13 protein-coding genes are annotated in these 18,435 nt (G+C 37.0%); 7 read left to right on the top strand and 6 right to left on the bottom strand.

Features of this window, described 5'->3' with window-relative positions:
* Positions 1-309: 309 nt before the first annotated feature.
* Together J3U24_RS03080 and metG are read right to left on the bottom strand one after the other, a co-directional pair.
* Positions 310-1,677 (bottom strand): hypothetical protein, encoded by a 1,368-nt coding sequence (locus J3U24_RS03080; RefSeq protein ID WP_267336750.1) that lies wholly within the window; start codon positions 1,675-1,677, stop codon positions 310-312.
* An 812-nt stretch (positions 1,678-2,489) separates the two neighbouring features.
* Positions 2,490-4,511 carry a methionine--tRNA ligase gene (metG, locus tag J3U24_RS03085; RefSeq protein WP_267336749.1) on the bottom strand — a complete coding sequence of 674 codons (2,022 nt, stop codon included), beginning with the start codon at positions 4,509-4,511 and terminating at the stop codon, positions 2,490-2,492.
* A 244-nt stretch (positions 4,512-4,755) separates the two neighbouring features.
* Between metG and apbC the strand changes: the two genes are divergently transcribed.
* Positions 4,756-5,823: an iron-sulfur cluster carrier protein ApbC gene (gene apbC, locus J3U24_RS03090; protein WP_220225078.1), complete on the top strand. Its 1,068-nt coding sequence runs from the start codon at positions 4,756-4,758 to the stop codon at positions 5,821-5,823.
* Between the two features lie 63 nt (positions 5,824-5,886).
* On the opposite strand, the gene J3U24_RS03095 is transcribed toward apbC, so the two are convergent.
* Positions 5,887-6,240, bottom strand: a complete 354-nt coding sequence (locus J3U24_RS03095; RefSeq protein ID WP_065734248.1) for a DMT family protein — start codon at positions 6,238-6,240, stop codon at positions 5,887-5,889.
* 170 nt (positions 6,241-6,410) lie between these two features.
* Between J3U24_RS03095 and J3U24_RS03100 the strand changes: the two genes are divergently transcribed.
* On the top strand, positions 6,411-7,574 hold the full coding sequence (locus J3U24_RS03100) for a sugar transporter (protein ID WP_267336748.1): 1,164 nt from the start codon (positions 6,411-6,413) through the stop codon (positions 7,572-7,574).
* A gap of 21 nt (positions 7,575-7,595) precedes the next feature.
* On the opposite strand, the gene J3U24_RS03105 is transcribed toward J3U24_RS03100, so the two are convergent.
* A complete protein-coding gene (locus tag J3U24_RS03105) occupies positions 7,596-9,494 on the bottom strand; it encodes an ABC transporter ATP-binding protein (protein WP_267336747.1) in 1,899 nt (632 codons plus the stop codon).
* A gap of 183 nt (positions 9,495-9,677) precedes the next feature.
* On the opposite strand from J3U24_RS03105, the gene J3U24_RS03110 reads away from it, so the two are divergent.
* Positions 9,678-11,834, top strand: coding sequence for a hypothetical protein (locus J3U24_RS03110; RefSeq protein ID WP_267336746.1), 2,157 nt, complete (start codon positions 9,678-9,680; stop codon positions 11,832-11,834).
* A gap of 41 nt (positions 11,835-11,875) precedes the next feature.
* On the opposite strand, the gene glyA is transcribed toward J3U24_RS03110, so the two are convergent.
* Positions 11,876-13,132 (bottom strand): serine hydroxymethyltransferase, encoded by a 1,257-nt coding sequence (gene glyA, locus J3U24_RS03115; protein WP_065562266.1) that lies wholly within the window; start codon positions 13,130-13,132, stop codon positions 11,876-11,878.
* A gap of 291 nt (positions 13,133-13,423) precedes the next feature.
* Between glyA and J3U24_RS03120 the strand changes: the two genes are divergently transcribed.
* Entirely contained in the window at positions 13,424-13,831 is a 408-nt protein-coding gene (locus J3U24_RS03120; RefSeq protein WP_065734244.1) for a DUF1218 domain-containing protein, read from the top strand.
* Between the two features lie 233 nt (positions 13,832-14,064).
* Positions 14,065-14,991, top strand: a complete 927-nt coding sequence (locus J3U24_RS03125; RefSeq protein ID WP_267336745.1) for a TIGR01212 family radical SAM protein — start codon at positions 14,065-14,067, stop codon at positions 14,989-14,991.
* A 191-nt stretch (positions 14,992-15,182) separates the two neighbouring features.
* Here J3U24_RS03125 and J3U24_RS03130 read toward each other — a convergent pair whose 3' ends face one another.
* Positions 15,183-16,121 carry a DMT family transporter gene (locus J3U24_RS03130; protein WP_267330084.1) on the bottom strand — a complete coding sequence of 313 codons (939 nt, stop codon included), beginning with the start codon at positions 16,119-16,121 and terminating at the stop codon, positions 15,183-15,185.
* Between the two features lie 388 nt (positions 16,122-16,509).
* Here J3U24_RS03130 and J3U24_RS03135 point away from each other — a divergent pair, with 388 nt between their 5' ends.
* Together J3U24_RS03135 and rfaP are read left to right on the top strand one after the other, a co-directional pair.
* The gene (locus J3U24_RS03135) at positions 16,510-17,631 is read left to right on the top strand and encodes a glycosyltransferase family 4 protein (protein ID WP_267336744.1); all 1,122 of its coding nucleotides are present in this window, start codon (positions 16,510-16,512) and stop codon (positions 17,629-17,631) included.
* Positions 17,624-18,427, top strand: a complete 804-nt coding sequence (gene rfaP / locus J3U24_RS03140) for a lipopolysaccharide core heptose(I) kinase RfaP (protein ID WP_065734242.1) — start codon at positions 17,624-17,626, stop codon at positions 18,425-18,427. The genes J3U24_RS03135 and rfaP overlap by 8 nt, the downstream gene beginning before the upstream one ends.
* Positions 18,428-18,435 lie beyond the last annotated feature (8 nt).

Genomic DNA, 18,435 nt, shown 5'->3' on the forward strand with positions numbered 1-18,435 from the left:
TTAAAATTAGAGCGATCGATCCTCAAAAATTTTATTTTAGGGCTTTGAAATAGAAATTTAGTGATTTGGATCATTTAATAATTTTTAAGTGAAATTTAAAACCTCAAAAACCCCACTCCTCAACTTTTTTTGCGATAAAATCGCCTCAAAAATAAACCCGCCTAAGCGGGTAATTCAAACGTCCCTTAGCCACAAAATCGCGTTTTATGGCTAAACGACATTGACTCGAAGCTTACTTTTAATGACTTAATACTATTTTTCCTCATCCCCAACCCTCGGCACTAAAGATTAAGGACGAAGAAATAAAAACTAAGGATAGGCGCAAAGTGTGTAGGCTTCGAAGAAGTTGAGTGAGTGCCAACTTATATTACCGTAGTCTGAGTGCACGATAAAATGAGAAAAAGTAGAAAACACGTCACTAGTAAAGTACCAAAAGTTGCTGAAGCCACCGCCTGAGTAATGGGCCATGATGCCCCACTCACTGAAAAAACCAGCATCAATAATACGCTGGTAATAATTACCAGATGAGTAAGGGTAGGCCCCGGCTGGATAACGCCAACAGTTAGTAGTATCGGTGGAAGGACAATATGCATTGGTTAAATCCTCTACGCGAGGCACTCGATAATCAATACTATTACACCAAAATGAGTAATAAGGAGAATAGCCCTTCTTAAAACTACGGCTCACGAACCACTGCTTCAAAGTAAAACCATATTTAACAACTGGAGTACCATTATTGTCACGACCGACCAACTCGAAAGTCTGAGGTAAAGATGGAGTGGATACACGATCAGGACGGGATGAATTAATCTGGGATTCGGTAGCGTAAGGACCCGTTAAAGTAACGCGTACGCTTGTAGCATTAGAACGAGACATTGTGACGGTGATACCACCCTGAGAAACAGAAGACCAAGACAATGGCTGACTACTACCACTAATATCTAAATCAAAGTACAATCCATTAGCACCAGTTGTAGGAAAGTTTCTACCGTAAGAGGATGGGTCTGTTGACCGAGTGAGAAAACCCTTAGCAGGGTCCCATGTCCAAGAGGAGCCAGCAAAATCCCAAGATGGGTGAGAACTATCATGACCACGCTTACCATACCTTAAGTTAGGCCTAGCAAAACAAACCACCGGCGAAGCCTTAGGATTGACGTAATAAGTCTCACTACTGGTACCGAAAGTACTACGATTAGGAAATCCGTAACGAGTAGATAATGCACCGTCAGTACTAGATAACTTAATCCTATAAGGTGCCTTACAAATTGTTAGCACGGAATTACGTGATACTGACTGATTGTTTTTATCGACGATAGATAAACTTAAAGAACCTGTAGCTGTAACGCCAGAATCACCATCATCATCCCCCCAATAATTATTAGGAGGACCGATAAGAGAACTCAAAGCGACTGAATTAGTATCAGTAGGAACGAACATACGAATATCAGCAAAACTCTGACCCACAACCGGCAAAGAGATTGGTGCTGAAGAAGATGAAGTATTGGTTGAAGGCGTGTACCTAGTTCCGTCAGATAAAGTAATCCCAAGCAGACCGTTAACATCAACCGCACGTGTACGACCACCGTCGAAAGTCAGATAAGGTGCACTACCCTGTATCGCATTCCTAGTTGTCTGTGATGTCAATGCAAGACTCGAAAAAGGAAGGAAAAAGGCCACGAAAAAAACAATCAGCCGGGATAATTGGGAAAAGGATCGGAAAGAGGAGCGCGGAAGCGATCGCGCGAAAATTCGCAGAATTTCACTTAATTGCGTGGAAAAATAAGTTTTATTGAAAAATTTAAACTGGGTGTTGGACTTAGATGAATTTAAAAGATAGGTTGGCCAGGTTGCCTGTTGCCTGTTGAAAATTATAATGCATTTTAGACTACCCTGTCAAGTAATTTTTGATTTATTTACAATTTTATACTTTTTTATCAAATTTTAGCCTATTAGCTAAAACCGTGTAAAAAGTATAGTGATTGGAAAAACACGATGCAACACTTTTTTTCGCTCATTTACGTTAACTTTTGTAAATAGGATCTAAAAATGATCTAAGCTATAATTGATTTCTTGCTGTTTTAATTGAAGATATTGCAATTACAAATCTTTAAAATTAGAGCACTTGATCCTGAAAATTTTATTTTAGGGCTTTGAATTAGAAATTTAGTGATTTTGATATTTGAATAATTTTTTAAGTAAAATTTAAAACCTCAAAAACCCCGCTCCTCAACTTTTTTTGATGGAAAAACACAGCTACTAAAAAGCACCACAGTTAAAGCGGAATTATTTATTTGGGACAATATTTCAAAACAGAATTTAGAACCCCAAAAACCCCACTCCTCAACTTTTTTTTGATATAAAACACCACAAAAGCCTTTTAAGTTGAGAGTTGGATTGTTTATGCTGGGAGCCAATTTTACAATGCCAATATTATCCTAAATACATCTTAACAAGCATTTAACTTGTTAAGATGTCGATAATTTAGAGGATTACGAAATTCGCATACCCGGTTTTGCCCCGCTATCTGGTGATAATAGGTAAACACCTTCACTATCATCTTTACCGCTTGCACAAAGTACCATGCCTTCTGAGATACCAAAGCGCATTTTACGCGGCGCTAAGTTAGCGATCATTATGGTTAGTTTACCAACTAAAACCGCAGGATCAGGATAGAACTGTTTGATACCGGAAAATACGTTGCGAGTTTCATCACCAATATCCAGTGTTAACTGCAATAATTTATCCGACCCTTCAACCACCGTGGCATTTTTAATTAACGCAACACGCATATCAACTTTGGCAAAGTCATCAAAATTGATAGTATCAGCAATAGGTTCTGCCACTTTTTCTTTGGCAGGTGTTGCTAAAGCAGTTTTGGTTTCTTCAATCATAGCAGTAATTTTATCCATATCTATACGGTTAAACAGGGCTTTAAATTGGTTGATCGTGTGCCCAGTTAATGGTTTATCAATCGTGTCCCAGGTTAATTGGCTGTTTAAAAACGCCTCACTACGCTCCGCTAATGACGGCACGACTGGTTTTAAATAGGTCATTAAAATGCGGAATAGATGAATACCCATAGAACAAATATCTTGTAATGCTTGATCTTGTCCCTCTTGTTTAGCCACCACCCATGGTGCTTTTTCATCGATATAACGATTTGCTTCATCAGCCAATGCCATAATTTCACGAATCGCTTTACCGGATTCACGTTGTTCAAAATAATCAGCGATGACTTTTGATTTTTCAACGAATAAAGCATAAAGTTCCGGCTCTGCAAGAATGTCGGATAATTTACCGCCAAAACGTTTACTGATAAAACCAGCCGAACGGGATGCAATATTCACCACTTTGTTGACTAAATCACTATTCACCCGTTGCACAAAATCTTCTAAATTTAAATCAATATCGTCGATATGTGGCGAGAGTTTGGCTGCATAATAGTAACGCAAACAGTCAGGATCTAAATGTTTTAAATAGGTACTTGCTTGAATAAAGGTACCACGTGATTTCGACATCTTCGCCCCGTCGACAGTGACATAGCCATGCACAAAAATATTAGAAGGTTTTCGATGTTCGCTACCGTCTAACATTGCCGGCCAAAACAGGCTATGGAAGTAGACAATATCTTTACCAATAAAATGGTAAAGTTCAGTGGTTGAATCTTTATTCCAAAACTGATCAAAAATCGGTTTGTTGTGTTTATTACAGTAATTGAGGAATGATCCCATATAACCGATTGGCGCATCTAACCAAACATAAAAATATTTGCCCGGTGCATCGGGAATTTCAAAACCAAAATATGGCGCATCACGACTGATATCCCATGGTTGTAGGCCTGCTTCAAACCACTCTTGCATTTTGTTAGCCACCTGATCTTGCAATGTTCCTGATCGGATCCACGCTTGTAACATATCGGAAAACGCTGGCAAGTCAAAAAAGAAGTGCTCTGAATCTTTCATGATCGGCGTTGCACCCGATACCACTGATTGCGGATTAATTAAATCAATCGGATTATAAGTTGCACCACAAACTTCACAGTTATCGCCATATTGGTCTGGTGATTTACAGCGAGGACAAGTCCCTTTAACAAAACGATCCGGTAAAAACATCTTTTTTTCGGGATCGAATAGTTGTGATATTACTTTGGTTTTAATATAGCCATTAGCCTTTAATCGTTTGTAGATCTTTTCCGATATTTCCCGATTTTCAGGGCTATGGGTTGAGTGGTAATTATCGTAACTAATATTGAAACCGGCAAAATCACGTTGATGCTCAATTTTAACTTCATCTATCATCTGTTCCGGGGTGATGCCTAATTGCTGTGCTTTAAGCATAATTGGCGTACCATGAGCATCATCAGCGCAAATAAAATAGATCTCATTGCCACGCATACGTTGATAGCGTACCCATACATCTGCTTGAATATGTTCGAGCATATGACCTAAGTGAATTGCACCATTTGCATAAGGAAGCGCACAAGTTACCAATATTTTGCGTTGAGTTGTCATATTGAATTAATACCTTTTATTACATAATGGCGGAAATAGTACATCAATCGTGGGATTATCGCCAGATTTATGCCATAATTTGATAAAAATTCTTTATATACTTTGAGCGATATTGTGCTGGGAATGGATATCATTCTATCAGAAAGAGGGAGCACTCTTATCAAGTTAAAACAATATCGATAATCATATCTATTTGAAGCAATATGAGTATAAAACTTGTTGATAACAGTTAAGGCTAATAACCATGGAAGCAAAAAAAATTCTAGAGAATTTTACTCATCCCACTTTATCCAAAAATTTGATTGAGCTTGGCGCAATTACTCAATGTGAACAGGCTAACCAAGAACTGCTAATTAGCTTAGTGATGCCTTTTGCTTGGCAAACTGGCTTTGAAGACCTAAAAACAACAGTTACACCTCAGTTACTTAAGTTGGATGGCGTTGAAAAGGTTAATTGGAAGATTAACTATAATATTGCGACGTTAAAGCGGGCGAATAATAATCATCCTATCAATAATGTTAAAAATATTATTGCGGTAAGTTCGGGCAAAGGTGGAGTTGGTAAATCATCAACCGCGGTTAATTTAGCTTTAGCATTACAAAAGCAAGGGGCTAAAGTGGGGATTTTAGATGCGGATATTTATGGTCCTTCTATTCCTACCATGCTCGGCACCGAAAAAGAGCAACCAGTAACACCGGATAATAAACATATGTCACCAATAATGGCCTATGGTCTTGCGAGTAATTCTATTGGTTATTTGGTTGAGCCTGATAATGCTATGGTGTGGCGTGGACCGATGGCAAGTAAAGCATTGTGTCAGATTTTGGAAGATACGCTTTGGCCTGAACTGGATTATTTGATTATGGATATGCCACCTGGAACAGGAGATATTCAATTAACTTTAGCCCAAAATATCCCGGTTACTGCTGCTGTGATTGTGACCACACCACAAGATATTGCTTTAATTGATGCCCAAAAAGGGATTGTGATGTTTAATAAGGTTAACATCCCTACCCTTGGTATTATCGAAAATATGAGTTATCACATCTGTGAAAATTGTGGGCATCACGAAGCGATTTTTGGTGAGGAGGGGGCTAAGCATTTGGCTGAAAAATATCATACGAAATTACTGGGTCAGATTCCTCTTCACCGTTTATTACGTCAAGATTTAGATTCCGGCAAGCCGACGGTTATTAGTCATCCTGATAGTGAGTTTACCCAGCTATATTGTCATATTGCCGCACAAGTTGCTAGTCAGCTTTATTGGCAAGGTGAAACCATTTTACCGGATATTTCATTTAAGGCGTTATAGTCGAAATGATATTGGTTGTTAGGCGTTAACAACCAATATCATCCTGTGTGCTGTAGATTGGTATTATGCTAAAATTTTATCTTTAAACATAAAAAAAACTGCACCAAGTAGACATAGCCCCGCCCAGATGTAATCAGTTTTGAATGGTTCTTTTAATATGTAAATTGAAAACGGAATAAATACAGATAGGCTAATCACTTCTTGAATAATTTTCAATTGCCCCGCACTGGCGACTTGAAAGCCGATACGGTTTGCAGGTACTTGTAGCAAATACTCAAATAATGCTATCCCCCAACTAACCAATACAGCCACAATCCAAGCTTGATTATGCAAAAAGCGTAAATGCCCATACCAAGCAAAAGTCATAAAAATATTACTACAGGTTAATAGACAAACTGTGATAAGAATTTGATTCATGATAGTTAATCGAAGAATGATTTAGGTGGTAATATTATAATCCATTAAAGCAGTACTGTGGTTAAATGATTTAATTTGATCTTATTATTTATTTGCTTTCTCTGTTTAATCGTAAAACATATTCAGCTATAATCACGCTATTAAATATCAATCCCTTCTTAAAACTAATCATGAGAAAAGTTAACCACCGGTCTCGAATCTGGTCATCGATCTTTTGCCTTGCTTTTGCTGCATTTATATTTAATACAACAGAATTTGTACCGGTTGGGTTGCTACCCAATATTGCCGAAAGTTTTTCGATGGATGTTGCTCATGCTGGGTTGTTATTAACGATTTATGCTTGGGCTGTATCGTTGTTGTCTTTGCCGTTAACGGTTTTAACGTCAAGGATGGATCGCCGAAAACTTTTGATTTTTCTGTTTTGTTTGTTTATTGGTAGCCATATCCTTGCTGGCTTTGCTTGGAGTTTTTACAGTTTAATGGTTGCGAGGATTGGTATTGCCTGCGCTCATGCTGTGTTTTGGGCTATTACGACGCCTTTAGCGGTTCGGTTAGCGCCAAATGGTAAAAAAGCTAAAGCCATGGGCTTTATTGTGGTTGGTACTTCAATGGCAACTGTTTTAGGTATTCCAATTGGAACCATGATTGGGCAACTGGTTGGCTGGCGTGTAACTTTTTTATGCATCGGTTTTATTGCTTTTTGTGTCATGTTATCGCTGCTCTACTTGTTACCTTCTGTACCAAGTTTGAACAAGATTTTAGTCAAAGATATTCCTAAAGTTCTTAAACGCCCTGTATTGCTAAATATTTATTTGTTAACGGCAATTATGATTACTGGTCATTTTACGGCTTATACTTATATTACGCCGTTTATGATTAATGTTGGCGGTTTTGATGAGCACGTGATAGTTAACTTGTTATTAGCCGTTGGTTTTTCAGGGATGATTGGTAGCGTTATTTTTGCTAGGTATGCTGATGCTCACCCTGTTGCGATATTTGTTGTTCCTGCACTACTATTAATAATCTGTCTATTATCGCTTTATGTTTGTTCGTTCAGCCTTATTACCGCAATATTACAAGGGATGGTCTGGGGGCTTTCGATTACCGTTATTAGTATGGTGATGCAAAGTAAAGTGATTGATGCAGCACCTGATGCTGCCGATATTGCAACTTCGGTTTATTCCGGTATTTATAATATCGGTATTGGTGGAGGCGCTTTTGTGGGTAGCCAAGTATTAGTCTATTTGTCTACCCATTACATTGGCTTTGTCGGTGCTATTTTTGTGATTTTGACACTTATACTTTTCTGCTTTATTTCAAGAAAGACTTGGTAAATTAGCGCTCATAGTGAGCGCTTATTGTGTTAATGCTTCTAATTGTTCCCAACGTTCGAACACGGCTTCAAGTTCCGCTTCTTTATCGGCTAAAGATTGTAATATTGGGCTGGTGACTTCATGCGGTTGATTGAAGAAGTCACTATGGCCAATTTGTGCTTGTAAATCAGCAATCGCTGTTTCAAGTTCTTCAATTTTATTGGGTAACTGTGCCAATTCACGTTGTTCGTTATAGCTTAATTTTACCTTCTTTTTCTCCGTTTTTGCTGGGTCATTTTTAACCGATTCATGACTTTTACTGTTTGTAACTTGTGCACTCATTGATTGCGCTTGTTGTTGTAATGCGTCAGTATAACCACCAGCATAAATTCCAATTCGCCCTTGATCTTCAAAAAACCAACATTGAGTCACCACGTTATCAACAAATTGTCTGTCGTGGCTAACAAGTAAAACCGTTCCTTGATAATCATTAACCAATTCTTCTAATAACTCTAACGTTTCAATATCAAGATCATTGGTTGGTTCGTCAAGTACTAATAAGTTACTTGGTTTCAAAAAGAGTTTTGCGAGTAATAGACGATTGCGCTCTCCACCAGATAGTGCTCGTACTGGGGTTCTAGCACGTTTTGGCGGAAAGAGGAAATCTTGTAAATAACCAAGCACATGTCTTAAACGACCATTTACCATCACTTCTTGCTTACCTTCTGCAAGGTTATCCATCACAGTTTTTTCGGGATCGAGTTCTAGTCGATACTGGTCAAAGTAAGCAACTTCGAGTTTGGTTCCACAGTGCACACTTCCTGATGTTGGTGTTAGGCTGCCTAACATTAGTTTTAATAATGTCGTTTTACCAATACCGTTCGGTCCAATTAAAGCGATCTTATCGCCTCGTAATACTTGCACGGAAAAGTCATTAACCAGTCGTTTATCTTCAATTTGATAAGTGACATTTTCCAGCTCGAATACAATTTTTCCTGAACGTAATGCTTCTTCAATTTGCATTTTAGCGCTACCCATAACTTGGCGACGCTGTGAGTATTCTTGCCTCATGGCTTTAAGTGCTCGAACACGTCCTTCATTACGTGTTCGACGGGCCTTGATTCCTTGGCGGATCCAGACTTCTTCTTGTGCTAATTTTTTATCAAATTCCGCATTTTGCAGCTCTTCGACGCGTAATGCCTCTTCTTTACCAAGTAAATAACTATCATAATTGCCACCCCAAGAGGCGACTTTACCGCGATCCAAATCGATAATCCGAGTCGCCATCTGCCGAATAAAAGATCGGTCATGCGATATAAACACAATGCTACCATTAAAGCTTTTTAAGAACTCTTCGAGCCATTTAATGGTTTCGATATCTAAATGGTTGGTTGGTTCGTCTAGTAATAGAACTGAAGGTTGGCAAACGAGGGCTTTTGCCAATGCCGCTTTACGTAGCCAACCACCTGATAATGATGATAATAAGGCGTCGCCATCTAACGATAGTGAAGAAATAACATTACGAATACGATTATCCAGTTGCCAACCGTTTTGGTGATCAAGCTGTTCTTGCATTTTAGCTAACTTAGATAGATTACTTTCACTTGGATCCGTTTCAACCAAATGTGATAATGCATAATAATCTTTCAATAATTGAGCTTGCTCTTTTAATCCTTCAGCTACAAAGTCAAAAACATTACCTTGAATATCTCGAGGCGGATCTTGTTGTAATCGAGAGACAACAACGTTACTTTCATAAACGATCTGCCCCTCATCCAATGGGATTTCTTTGTTAAGTACTTTTAGCAGTGTTGATTTACCTGCACCGTTACGACCAACAAGACAGACTCGTTCATTGATTTCAATCGACATATCAATATGGTCAAGTAGTGGTGCATCACTAAATGACAGATAAGCATTGGTAAGATTTATTAATGACATATTTTTTATTTGGATATTAAATAATAAGGCGTTATTCTATCATAAAGTTGCAATTGGCAATCAATTATCAAAGATATATTACAGCTCTTAAATATGAGCATTCCTTTTCTCTTCTAAAAATAAATACTGCTATACTTATTAATAAATTGAATAAATTAATAATATTTCAGTATGGAGGTGATTATGAGTCATACTTGGACATTTCAGCGTGTTGGTGGTTTAGATCAAGTCGTTTTAAAAAATGCCAATGACATTATCAATTTGCCCAATTTAGATCCAAAATTATGGGTTGCACTAAGTTGCCCGACTACCGGTTTAGATTTTGATCAAAGAACATTAGAGTTATTAGATTCTGATAAAGATGGACGCATCCGTATTCCTGATATTTTAGATGCGATTAGTTGGGTAAAAGATAAAATCGTCTCTTTCGATACTATTATTCAATCATCCGAAACTTTGTCGTTATCACAAATTGATGATTCAACCGAGCAAGGTAAAAAATTATTAGTTACAGCGCATAGTATTTTGGCCAATTTAAATAAAAGCCAAGCCGATTATTTGACTCAAGATGATGTCCAACAATCACTAAAAATTAATGCCAGCAAGCTCTACAATGGTGATTTGATTTTTCCACCTTCTGCTGAGTTATCGCCTGAAATACAAAGCTTTATCCAAACAGCCATTAAGACTACTGGCGGGCAAAAAGATATGAGTGGGCAAGATGGGATAAATCTGGAAATAGCCCAAACTTTTGTTAAAAATCTAAAAAGCTGGCAAGCGTGGCAAACTAATATCAGCAATACCCAAACACCTTTTGGGGAAAATCGCTCAGAAATATGGAAATTAGTCCAAGAGCTCAAACCCAAAATTGATGATTATTTTCTTCGTGTTGAATTAGCTCAATATGCGCCTCAAGCACAAACGGCATTAAATGTTGATGAGAAATATATTGTCCCGTCTCAAAATGGATTACTTTCAGATGAAGCGCTTTCTGAACTGCCTTTATCTAAGATTGATACTAATAATTCATTGGATCTCGTTAATGGGCTTAATCCACTTTGGAAAAGTAAAATCACTCGATTTAGGGCTTTAGTGGCTTCTCACTTATCCGATCCAAATCATTTAACACAACAAGAGTGGCAAAATATTCAAACTAGTCTTGATGCCTACGCGACATTAATTAGTTCTAAACCCGATATAGAGCAGTTAAGTGTTGCAACTAAACCAACGGCGAGTATTGAGGATATTCCCGCCGATCAGATCACTCATTTTATCAATGATAATTTATTAGATGAATTTGAGAAAATGGTCGAACAAGATAATAAAACGCCTATTTCAGCTTCGGATGTTTTTGTGTTAGAAAAGTTAGTACTTTTTCAAAAACATCTTTATCGTTTATTGATTAACTTTGCTTCATTTGCCGAGTTCTTCTCACTTGACCATTATGCCGCTTTTCAATTAGGCAAGCTTTATATTGATGGTCGCTGTGCTACGCTTTGTGTTGCCGTTGAAAACATCGCTAAACATTCAACAATGGCAAATTATTCAGAGCTATGTTTGCTGTATTGTGAATGTACAAGGCTAGGTCAAAAACAGACGATTGTCGCTGCCATAACCGCCGGACAAGGTGATTTATTAATGGAAGGCCGTAATGGGGTGTTTATTGATAATGCTGGTAATGATTGGGATGCTAATGTGGTCAAAATGATTAGTAAGCCAATTAGTATTCAACAAGCAATTTGGGCACCTTATCAACGTATTGGTCGATTAATCACGGAACAGATCAATAAATGGGCAAGCAATAAAGACGCAGATATTGAAAAGACCAGTACCCAAGCTGTGCAAAGTCCAGAAAATAAATTTGATATTGGTAAGAGTGTTGGCATATTTGCTGCGATTGGCTTAGCAATAGGCGCGATTGGTACTGCACTAGCTACCATTTTTCAGGCTATTTTTTCTCTTTCCTGGTGGCAATTTCCATTGGTGATTTTAGGTTTATTCTTAATTATATCTGGGCCATCAGTCATTTTAGCTTGGTTAAAATTAAGAAGAAGAACATTAGGTCCATTGCTCGAAGCTTCAGGTTGGGCAATCAATGGACAAGTAAAAATCAATTTACTCCTTGGTGGGCTACTGACCAGTAAGGCCGAATTACCAGCCAATGCTAAACGAAACTTAAGTGATCCTTTAAGAAAACGTAATAAAAAAGCACGGATAATATTTTGGTCAGCTATCTTAGTTGGTGTATTACTTGTTGGCAGTGCAGTATTGTTTAAAGATGATATTGCCAATTATGTTAAGCAGCAGCAACAAATGACTCAAAAAACAACTCAAAACTAATATTTTATAATAATTTCGCCGACATAACGTCGGCGAGAATATTAATGTTGATAAACAGGTAATCGATGACAAATTGCCAAAACTTTTTGTTTAACTGCTTGAATCGCTTGTTCATCATCAATATTATCTAATACATCACAAATCCAGTTGGCTAATTCACGAGATTCTTCTTCTTTAAAACCTCGACGAGTTATGGCTGGTGTACCAATTCGAACGCCAGATGTCACAAATGGACTTTGTGGATCATTAGGTACGCTATTTTTATTGACGGTGATATTAGCACTACCTAAAGCGGCATCAGCCTCTTTACCGGTTATCTTTTTATCAACCAAATCAATTAAGAATAAGTGATTTTTGGTTTCGCCAGACACGACTTTGTAGCCACGTTTGATAATTACATCAACCATCGCCTGAGCATTTTTAACAACTTGTTTTTGATATTCTTGATATGCTGGTTCCATCGCTTCTTTTAATGCAACTGCTTTGGCAGCAATGACATGCATTAATGGACCACCCTGTGCGCCAGGGAATACAGCTGAATTTAATTTTTTATAAAGTTCTTCACTGCCACCTTTGGCCAAAATAAGTCCACCACGAGGTCCGCCAAGCGTTTTGTGCGTTGTGGTTGTCACTACATGCGCAAATGGGACAGGATTTGGATAAACCCCTGCTGCTACTAAGCCGGCCACGTGTGCCATGTCTACAAATAAGAAAGCGCCTACACTATCAGCAATCTCACGCATACGCTTCCAATCAACCACGCCTGAGTAAGCTGAAAAACCACCGATGATCATTTTCGGTTTTGACTCTAAGGCCGTTTTCGCTAATTGGTCATAATCAATATGCCCAGTTTCGTCAACGCCATAAGCAACCACATTATAGAGTTTACCGGAAAAACTAACTGGTGAACCATGAGTTAAATGACCACCTTGCGACAAATTCATACCTAACACAGTATCGCCTGGTTTTAACAATGCCATATAAACGGCAAAATTCGCTTGTGATCCTGAATGTGGTTGTACATTGGCATAATCTGCACCAAATAACGCTTTGGCTCGTTCAATCGCTAATTGCTCAACAATATCAACATATTCACAACCGCCATAATAACGCTTACCTGGATAGCCTTCAGCATATTTGTTAGTTAATTGAGTACCCTGTGCCTGCATCACTCTTGGACTGGTATAGTTTTCGGAGGCAATTAATTCGAGATGATCTTCTTGACGTTGCTCTTCACCCTTAATGGCGTCCCATAATTCCTTATCATAATCGGCAATAGTCATTTCTTTACTAAACATATTGACTCCTTGTTTTTGGATTACATTGACTTTTTGACTTAATTATTGTTTTCAAGTATGGAAAACAGCATAACGAATATCCTTACTTAATCAGCCAACGATTTCAATCCTTTTTTTGAATTATAAAAAATATTTATAGTAAAGCAGAAGATCGCAATTATTGTTTTTTAGCCAGTTAATAAAAAATCAAACGACTTGTAAAAGTATCAGGACTAGACAAAAAAACGCTTTTTTTTTAATTAAATTTTTTGAATAATATTGGAAATTTGTCTTACCGAGTCTATTAACGCTATGAAAACGATTTGCCGCATAATAAGTTTTATTATTTGTATTTTATTCAGTCAGATAGCTACTGCCTCTTTCCAAAATCTCTGTTTGCTAACCGGGACATTATTAGAAGATCCACAACACGGTATTTTTTCTATTGGCGAAGGCGAACAGGAACATGAAAAAAGTGTATTTGATATCAAGGTGTTAATTACCAAATCGGAAAAGAGGGGGCGCGCAGATCATGGTTGTTTTTTACCCAATGATAAACCTTACGAGTTAGAAGTAGGATTAGAAAAAGCCTTTCAATTACGCAATTATAAAAAAGGTGATCAGGTCGAATTAATACAATATGAAAGAGATATCCAAGATTGGAAAGATGATAGTAAGGTAGAAACTGAAACATCTTATTTTCTAGGTACAGAAAAATAAAAAGATTAGATTACTCGTATAATTTTCTCAGTATTAAGCTTTGAAAATATTGCGATTCTAAAAATCATCAATAAAACTTATTACGGCATAATATGTTACACCATAGTGTTCGTTTCAAAACATCTTAAAGAAAAGCCGACTAAAGTTACGTCAATTGTATATAAAAATTTATCATCGGTTGAATTTAACTCATTCGCTTCGTAAAATAGGCAAAATTTTATTTTTGGCTGATTATGCAACTTCATTTAGTGGTCAATACGTTTGGTGCTGACCTGCAACGCCGTTATGGCGAAAAAATCTATAAACTCACCTTACATGGCGGTTTTAGCTGTCCTAATCGGGACGGAACTATCGGTGTAGGCGGTTGCACCTTTTGTAATGTCGCATCGATTATCGATGAGTCGATTCAAGTCAAAACCATTTCACAGCAACTTGCCCAACAGGCGCATCAGATGAAAAAATCTAAGCGCTATCTTGCTTATTTTCAGGCTTATACCAGTACTTATGCCGAAGTCGAAATACTCAAAAATATGTATGAAGAAGCACTTAATAATGCCGATATTGTTGGACTTTGTGTTGGTACTCGCCCTGATTGTATGCCGGATGAAGCGCTCGATTTACTTGCCAGTTATCATGCTAAAGGCTTTGAAGTTTGGCTGGAGCTTGGCTTACAAACCTCTCATGATAAAACCTTACACAGTATTAATCGTGGACATACGTTCGATGTTTATCATCAAACCGTTCAAAAGGCGCGTAGACTTGGTATAAAAGTTTGTACTCACTTAATTATTGGTCTACCTAAAGAAACTAAGCAAGATAATTTAATTACGCTAGATTGTGTTTTAAATAGCGGTGTTGATGGTTTAAAACTACATCCACTACATATTGTAGAAGGTAGTATTATGGCTAAAGCATGGCGTGCGGGTCGGCTTGATGTATTGTCCTTAGAGCAGTATGTCGATATTGCTGGTGATATTATTCGGCAAACCCCTGCCAATATTTTATACCACCGTATCTCCGCAAATGCCCGCAAACCCACCCTACTTGCCCCTGATTGGTGCGAAAACCATTGGCAATCGATGAATGCGGTTGATAATAATTTACGCCAATTTGGTGCACAAGGTAGTGCAATTAATGACACTTATCGCTTTGAGTTATAATATTGCTATAGCTTAACTTTGCTATCAATCATTTAGTTGCAACTTGCTATAGATTAGTTACCTAAAAAGTGTTGATAAAACAGGATTCAATCATAGTAGATAAGGATTGACTTTGATAAGTGTTAAAACCATTCAAAGTCAATCGATGTCTGAATCAAAAAATCAAGTTAACCTTTTGTTGAAGTAACGATTTATTGATTGTCTCTTTTTTTGTCGCTCTTTATCCACTTTTTAAAAACATTGACAGGTAATTTTGTTATAGCAAACCCACACAACATAATGATTGTACAAATGATGAAGTTAGTTGAAATGATTTTATGCTCATAAATCGATGAAATAAAAATAGCAACGACCGGGAAAATAATAAAAATAAATGACAATACTACCGGGCTCATTCGTTTTAATAAAAAGAAATAAGCAATAAAGCCAAATACGGATGCAAAAATACCGAGATAAATTAATGCTAACCAGCTATTTAACGAGATAGTTTGAAAATTATTTTCTTCAAAAGTAAAACTTAACAAACAAAGTGCGATGCCCGCAACGCCTATCGGTAGGGTATTGAAGGTAAATACATTTATACCTTCGCCAGCTTTTTTGGAGTAAACATATAAAAAACCATGCATCAATGCCGCTAATAGTATGGATATTACGCCCCAAAAATCGCTATAGGAAAGAATAAAACCTTCAGAGATTAAAATGTACATCAAACATAAAAATCCCACTGTAATACCTATTACCTGATTTATATATATTTTATCTTTTAAGATTATCTTAGCGAAAATAATTGAAAAAATCGGCATGGTGCTAAATAACAATGAGGTTAAACCTGACGATACATATTGTTCACCAAAACTAATTAAATAATAAGGAATGGTAAAATAAAATAACGTTAATAGTAGAAAAAAATGGAATGATTTTCGAGGAAACAGTATTGGTGATTTAGCAATAATTGTAATTAATACTAAAAAAGGAAATGCGATAACAAAGCGCAGACCAGCGGCTAACAAAGGGTTAACAGTTTCAACTGCAATTTTTATTCCAATCCATGTCGTTCCCCATGTGAAGCACACAACGAGAAAGAGAAATAAAATAACATATTTGTTATTAAAAAAAATGTCCTTATTCATACTAATCTTCTCTTATCCATTAATAAAAACTAAGTTTGCTAATATAATATAAAATATAGGTTTTTGTAAGCTTATAAAAAATATTGTTAGATTCTCTTCAGAAAAATAGTTTTAGCTATGAATTTACTTTGATATAAAGTGCTTTGAACATGTCTAAAACAATCATTTATTTTTTAGTTCTTTTAATATTGTTAATAAGAAATGAAAAGATAATTATTTGCGATTCTAACCGTTAAAATCGCTTTCAGATTCTATTTAGTTTTTACTATTTCACTCTTAAATACTGGAATTTATAAATAGTCTTAACCATCCTTGTAGGCAAAATCAAGCTTTGCGCATCAATCAAGAGTGAGTATATAATATTCCTTTCTGACTTGAGGCAATCTAGATGCAACTAGCTTTTTGTATTTATAAATATTTCCCTTTTGGCGGGTTACAACGTGATTTCTTGCAAATTGCTACCGCTTGCCAAGCTCGTGGACATCAGATCCGTGTTTATGTATTGGACTGGCAAGGTGATAAGCCAGCTGGGATTGATATTATTATCGTGCCCCAAAAAGGATTCTCTAACCATAGCCGAAATCAAGCCTATTATCATTGGGTGAAGGCTCACATACAAGCTAATCCAGTAAACTGTGTGGTGGGTTTTAATAAAATGCCTGATTTGGATGTCTATTTTGCTGGAGATACTTGTTTTGCTGAAAAAGTCGCTCATAAAGGCTTTTTTTATAGATTATCGAAACGTTGCAAGCACTATTTAGCATTTGAAAATTCAGTATTTTCGCGAAGTTCACAAACTAAAATCATGGTGCTCACTAAGCAACAAATTCAAGATTTTAAGAATCACTATCATACCCAAGATGAGCGATTTTTTTTATTACCGCCAGGGATTGCTTTAGATCGAAAATATTGTGCTGATAGCCCCAAAAAACGTGAACAATTTCGACAAGCTAATCAAATTAGCTTAGATGATTTTGTAATTGTGCAAATTGGGTCAGATTTTAAACGTAAGGGGGTTGACCGTTCTTTGAGAGCTATTGCAGCTTTACCCGATGCGCTTAGGCAGAAAGTTAGCTATCTGGTCGTAGGACAGGATAATCCTGAACCTTATCAGAAGTTAGCAGATGACTTAGGCATTAGTAAACAAGTGCGTTTTTTCTCCGGTCGTAATGATATTCCTGATTTTTTATTTTCAGCTGATCTCTTGTTACATCCGGCAAGGCAAGAAGCCGCAGGCATGGTATTGATTGAAGCTTTAGCGGCTGGGGTACCGGTGATTGTGTCGGGTATTTCTGGGTATGCTTATCATATCAGCCAAGCTAATGCCGGCATTGTGCTGCCAGAACCTTATGATCAAAGCACATTGAATCAAGCGTTAGAACGGTCTATTAGTGATAAGGAGCAATGGGGTAATTGGCATAATCATGCGATTGCTTATGGTGATAGTGAAGATTTATATCATCTAGCACAACGCGCAGCAGACATTATTTTAGGATGTCGTTATGAATGAAATCAAACTAAAATCACCCTTTAAAGAGTTATGGTTAGGTAAAGATCCATTCACTGAAGTTGAATTAATTTCAGGTAAAGTTTATCGTGCGGTTAAACAAAGAAAAACCCTTAATTTTGAGTTGGATGGTGAATCTTATTTTATTAAAATTCATCGTGGCAGCACGGTTAAAGAGATTGTAAAAAACCTTATTTCTTTACGTTTGCCAGTTCTAGATGCTAAACAAGAGTGGGATGCAATTCATCGTTTAGAGCAAGTTGGTGTTAATACGATGGATGGGCGCGCTTTTGGGCGCAAGGGATTAAATCCGCTTACTCGGCATTCGTTTATTATTACTAAAGATCTTAATCCAACCATTAGTTTAGAGGATTTTACTCGACCATGGTTAGACAATCCACCTAGCTATCATTTAAAACGTTCGTTAACTATTTATTTAGCTAATATGACCGCTAAAATGCACGGCGCGGGTGTGAATCACCGTGATTGTTATTTGTGTCATTTTTTGTTGGATTTACCGTTATATGAAAATAGTGAAGAAATAAAACTTTCTGTAATTGATCTTCATCGAGCACAAACACGTGATAAAGTCCCGACGCGTTGGCGTGATAAAGATTTAATTGGACTTTACTTTTCATCAATTAATATTGGGCTAACTCAGCGAGATATTTGGCGTTTTTTAAGAAGCTATTTTAATAAACCCATTAAAGCCATTGTACGTGATGAGCATAAGTTAATTGATAGTGCTAAGCGTAAAGCTGAGCGCATTGCGAAACGAACTGAAAAGTACCAACTTTAACCATAAGG

This window comes from Gilliamella sp. B2785 (assembly GCF_026537005.1).
GTDB lineage: Bacteria > Pseudomonadota > Gammaproteobacteria > Enterobacterales > Orbaceae > Gilliamella > Gilliamella apicola_E.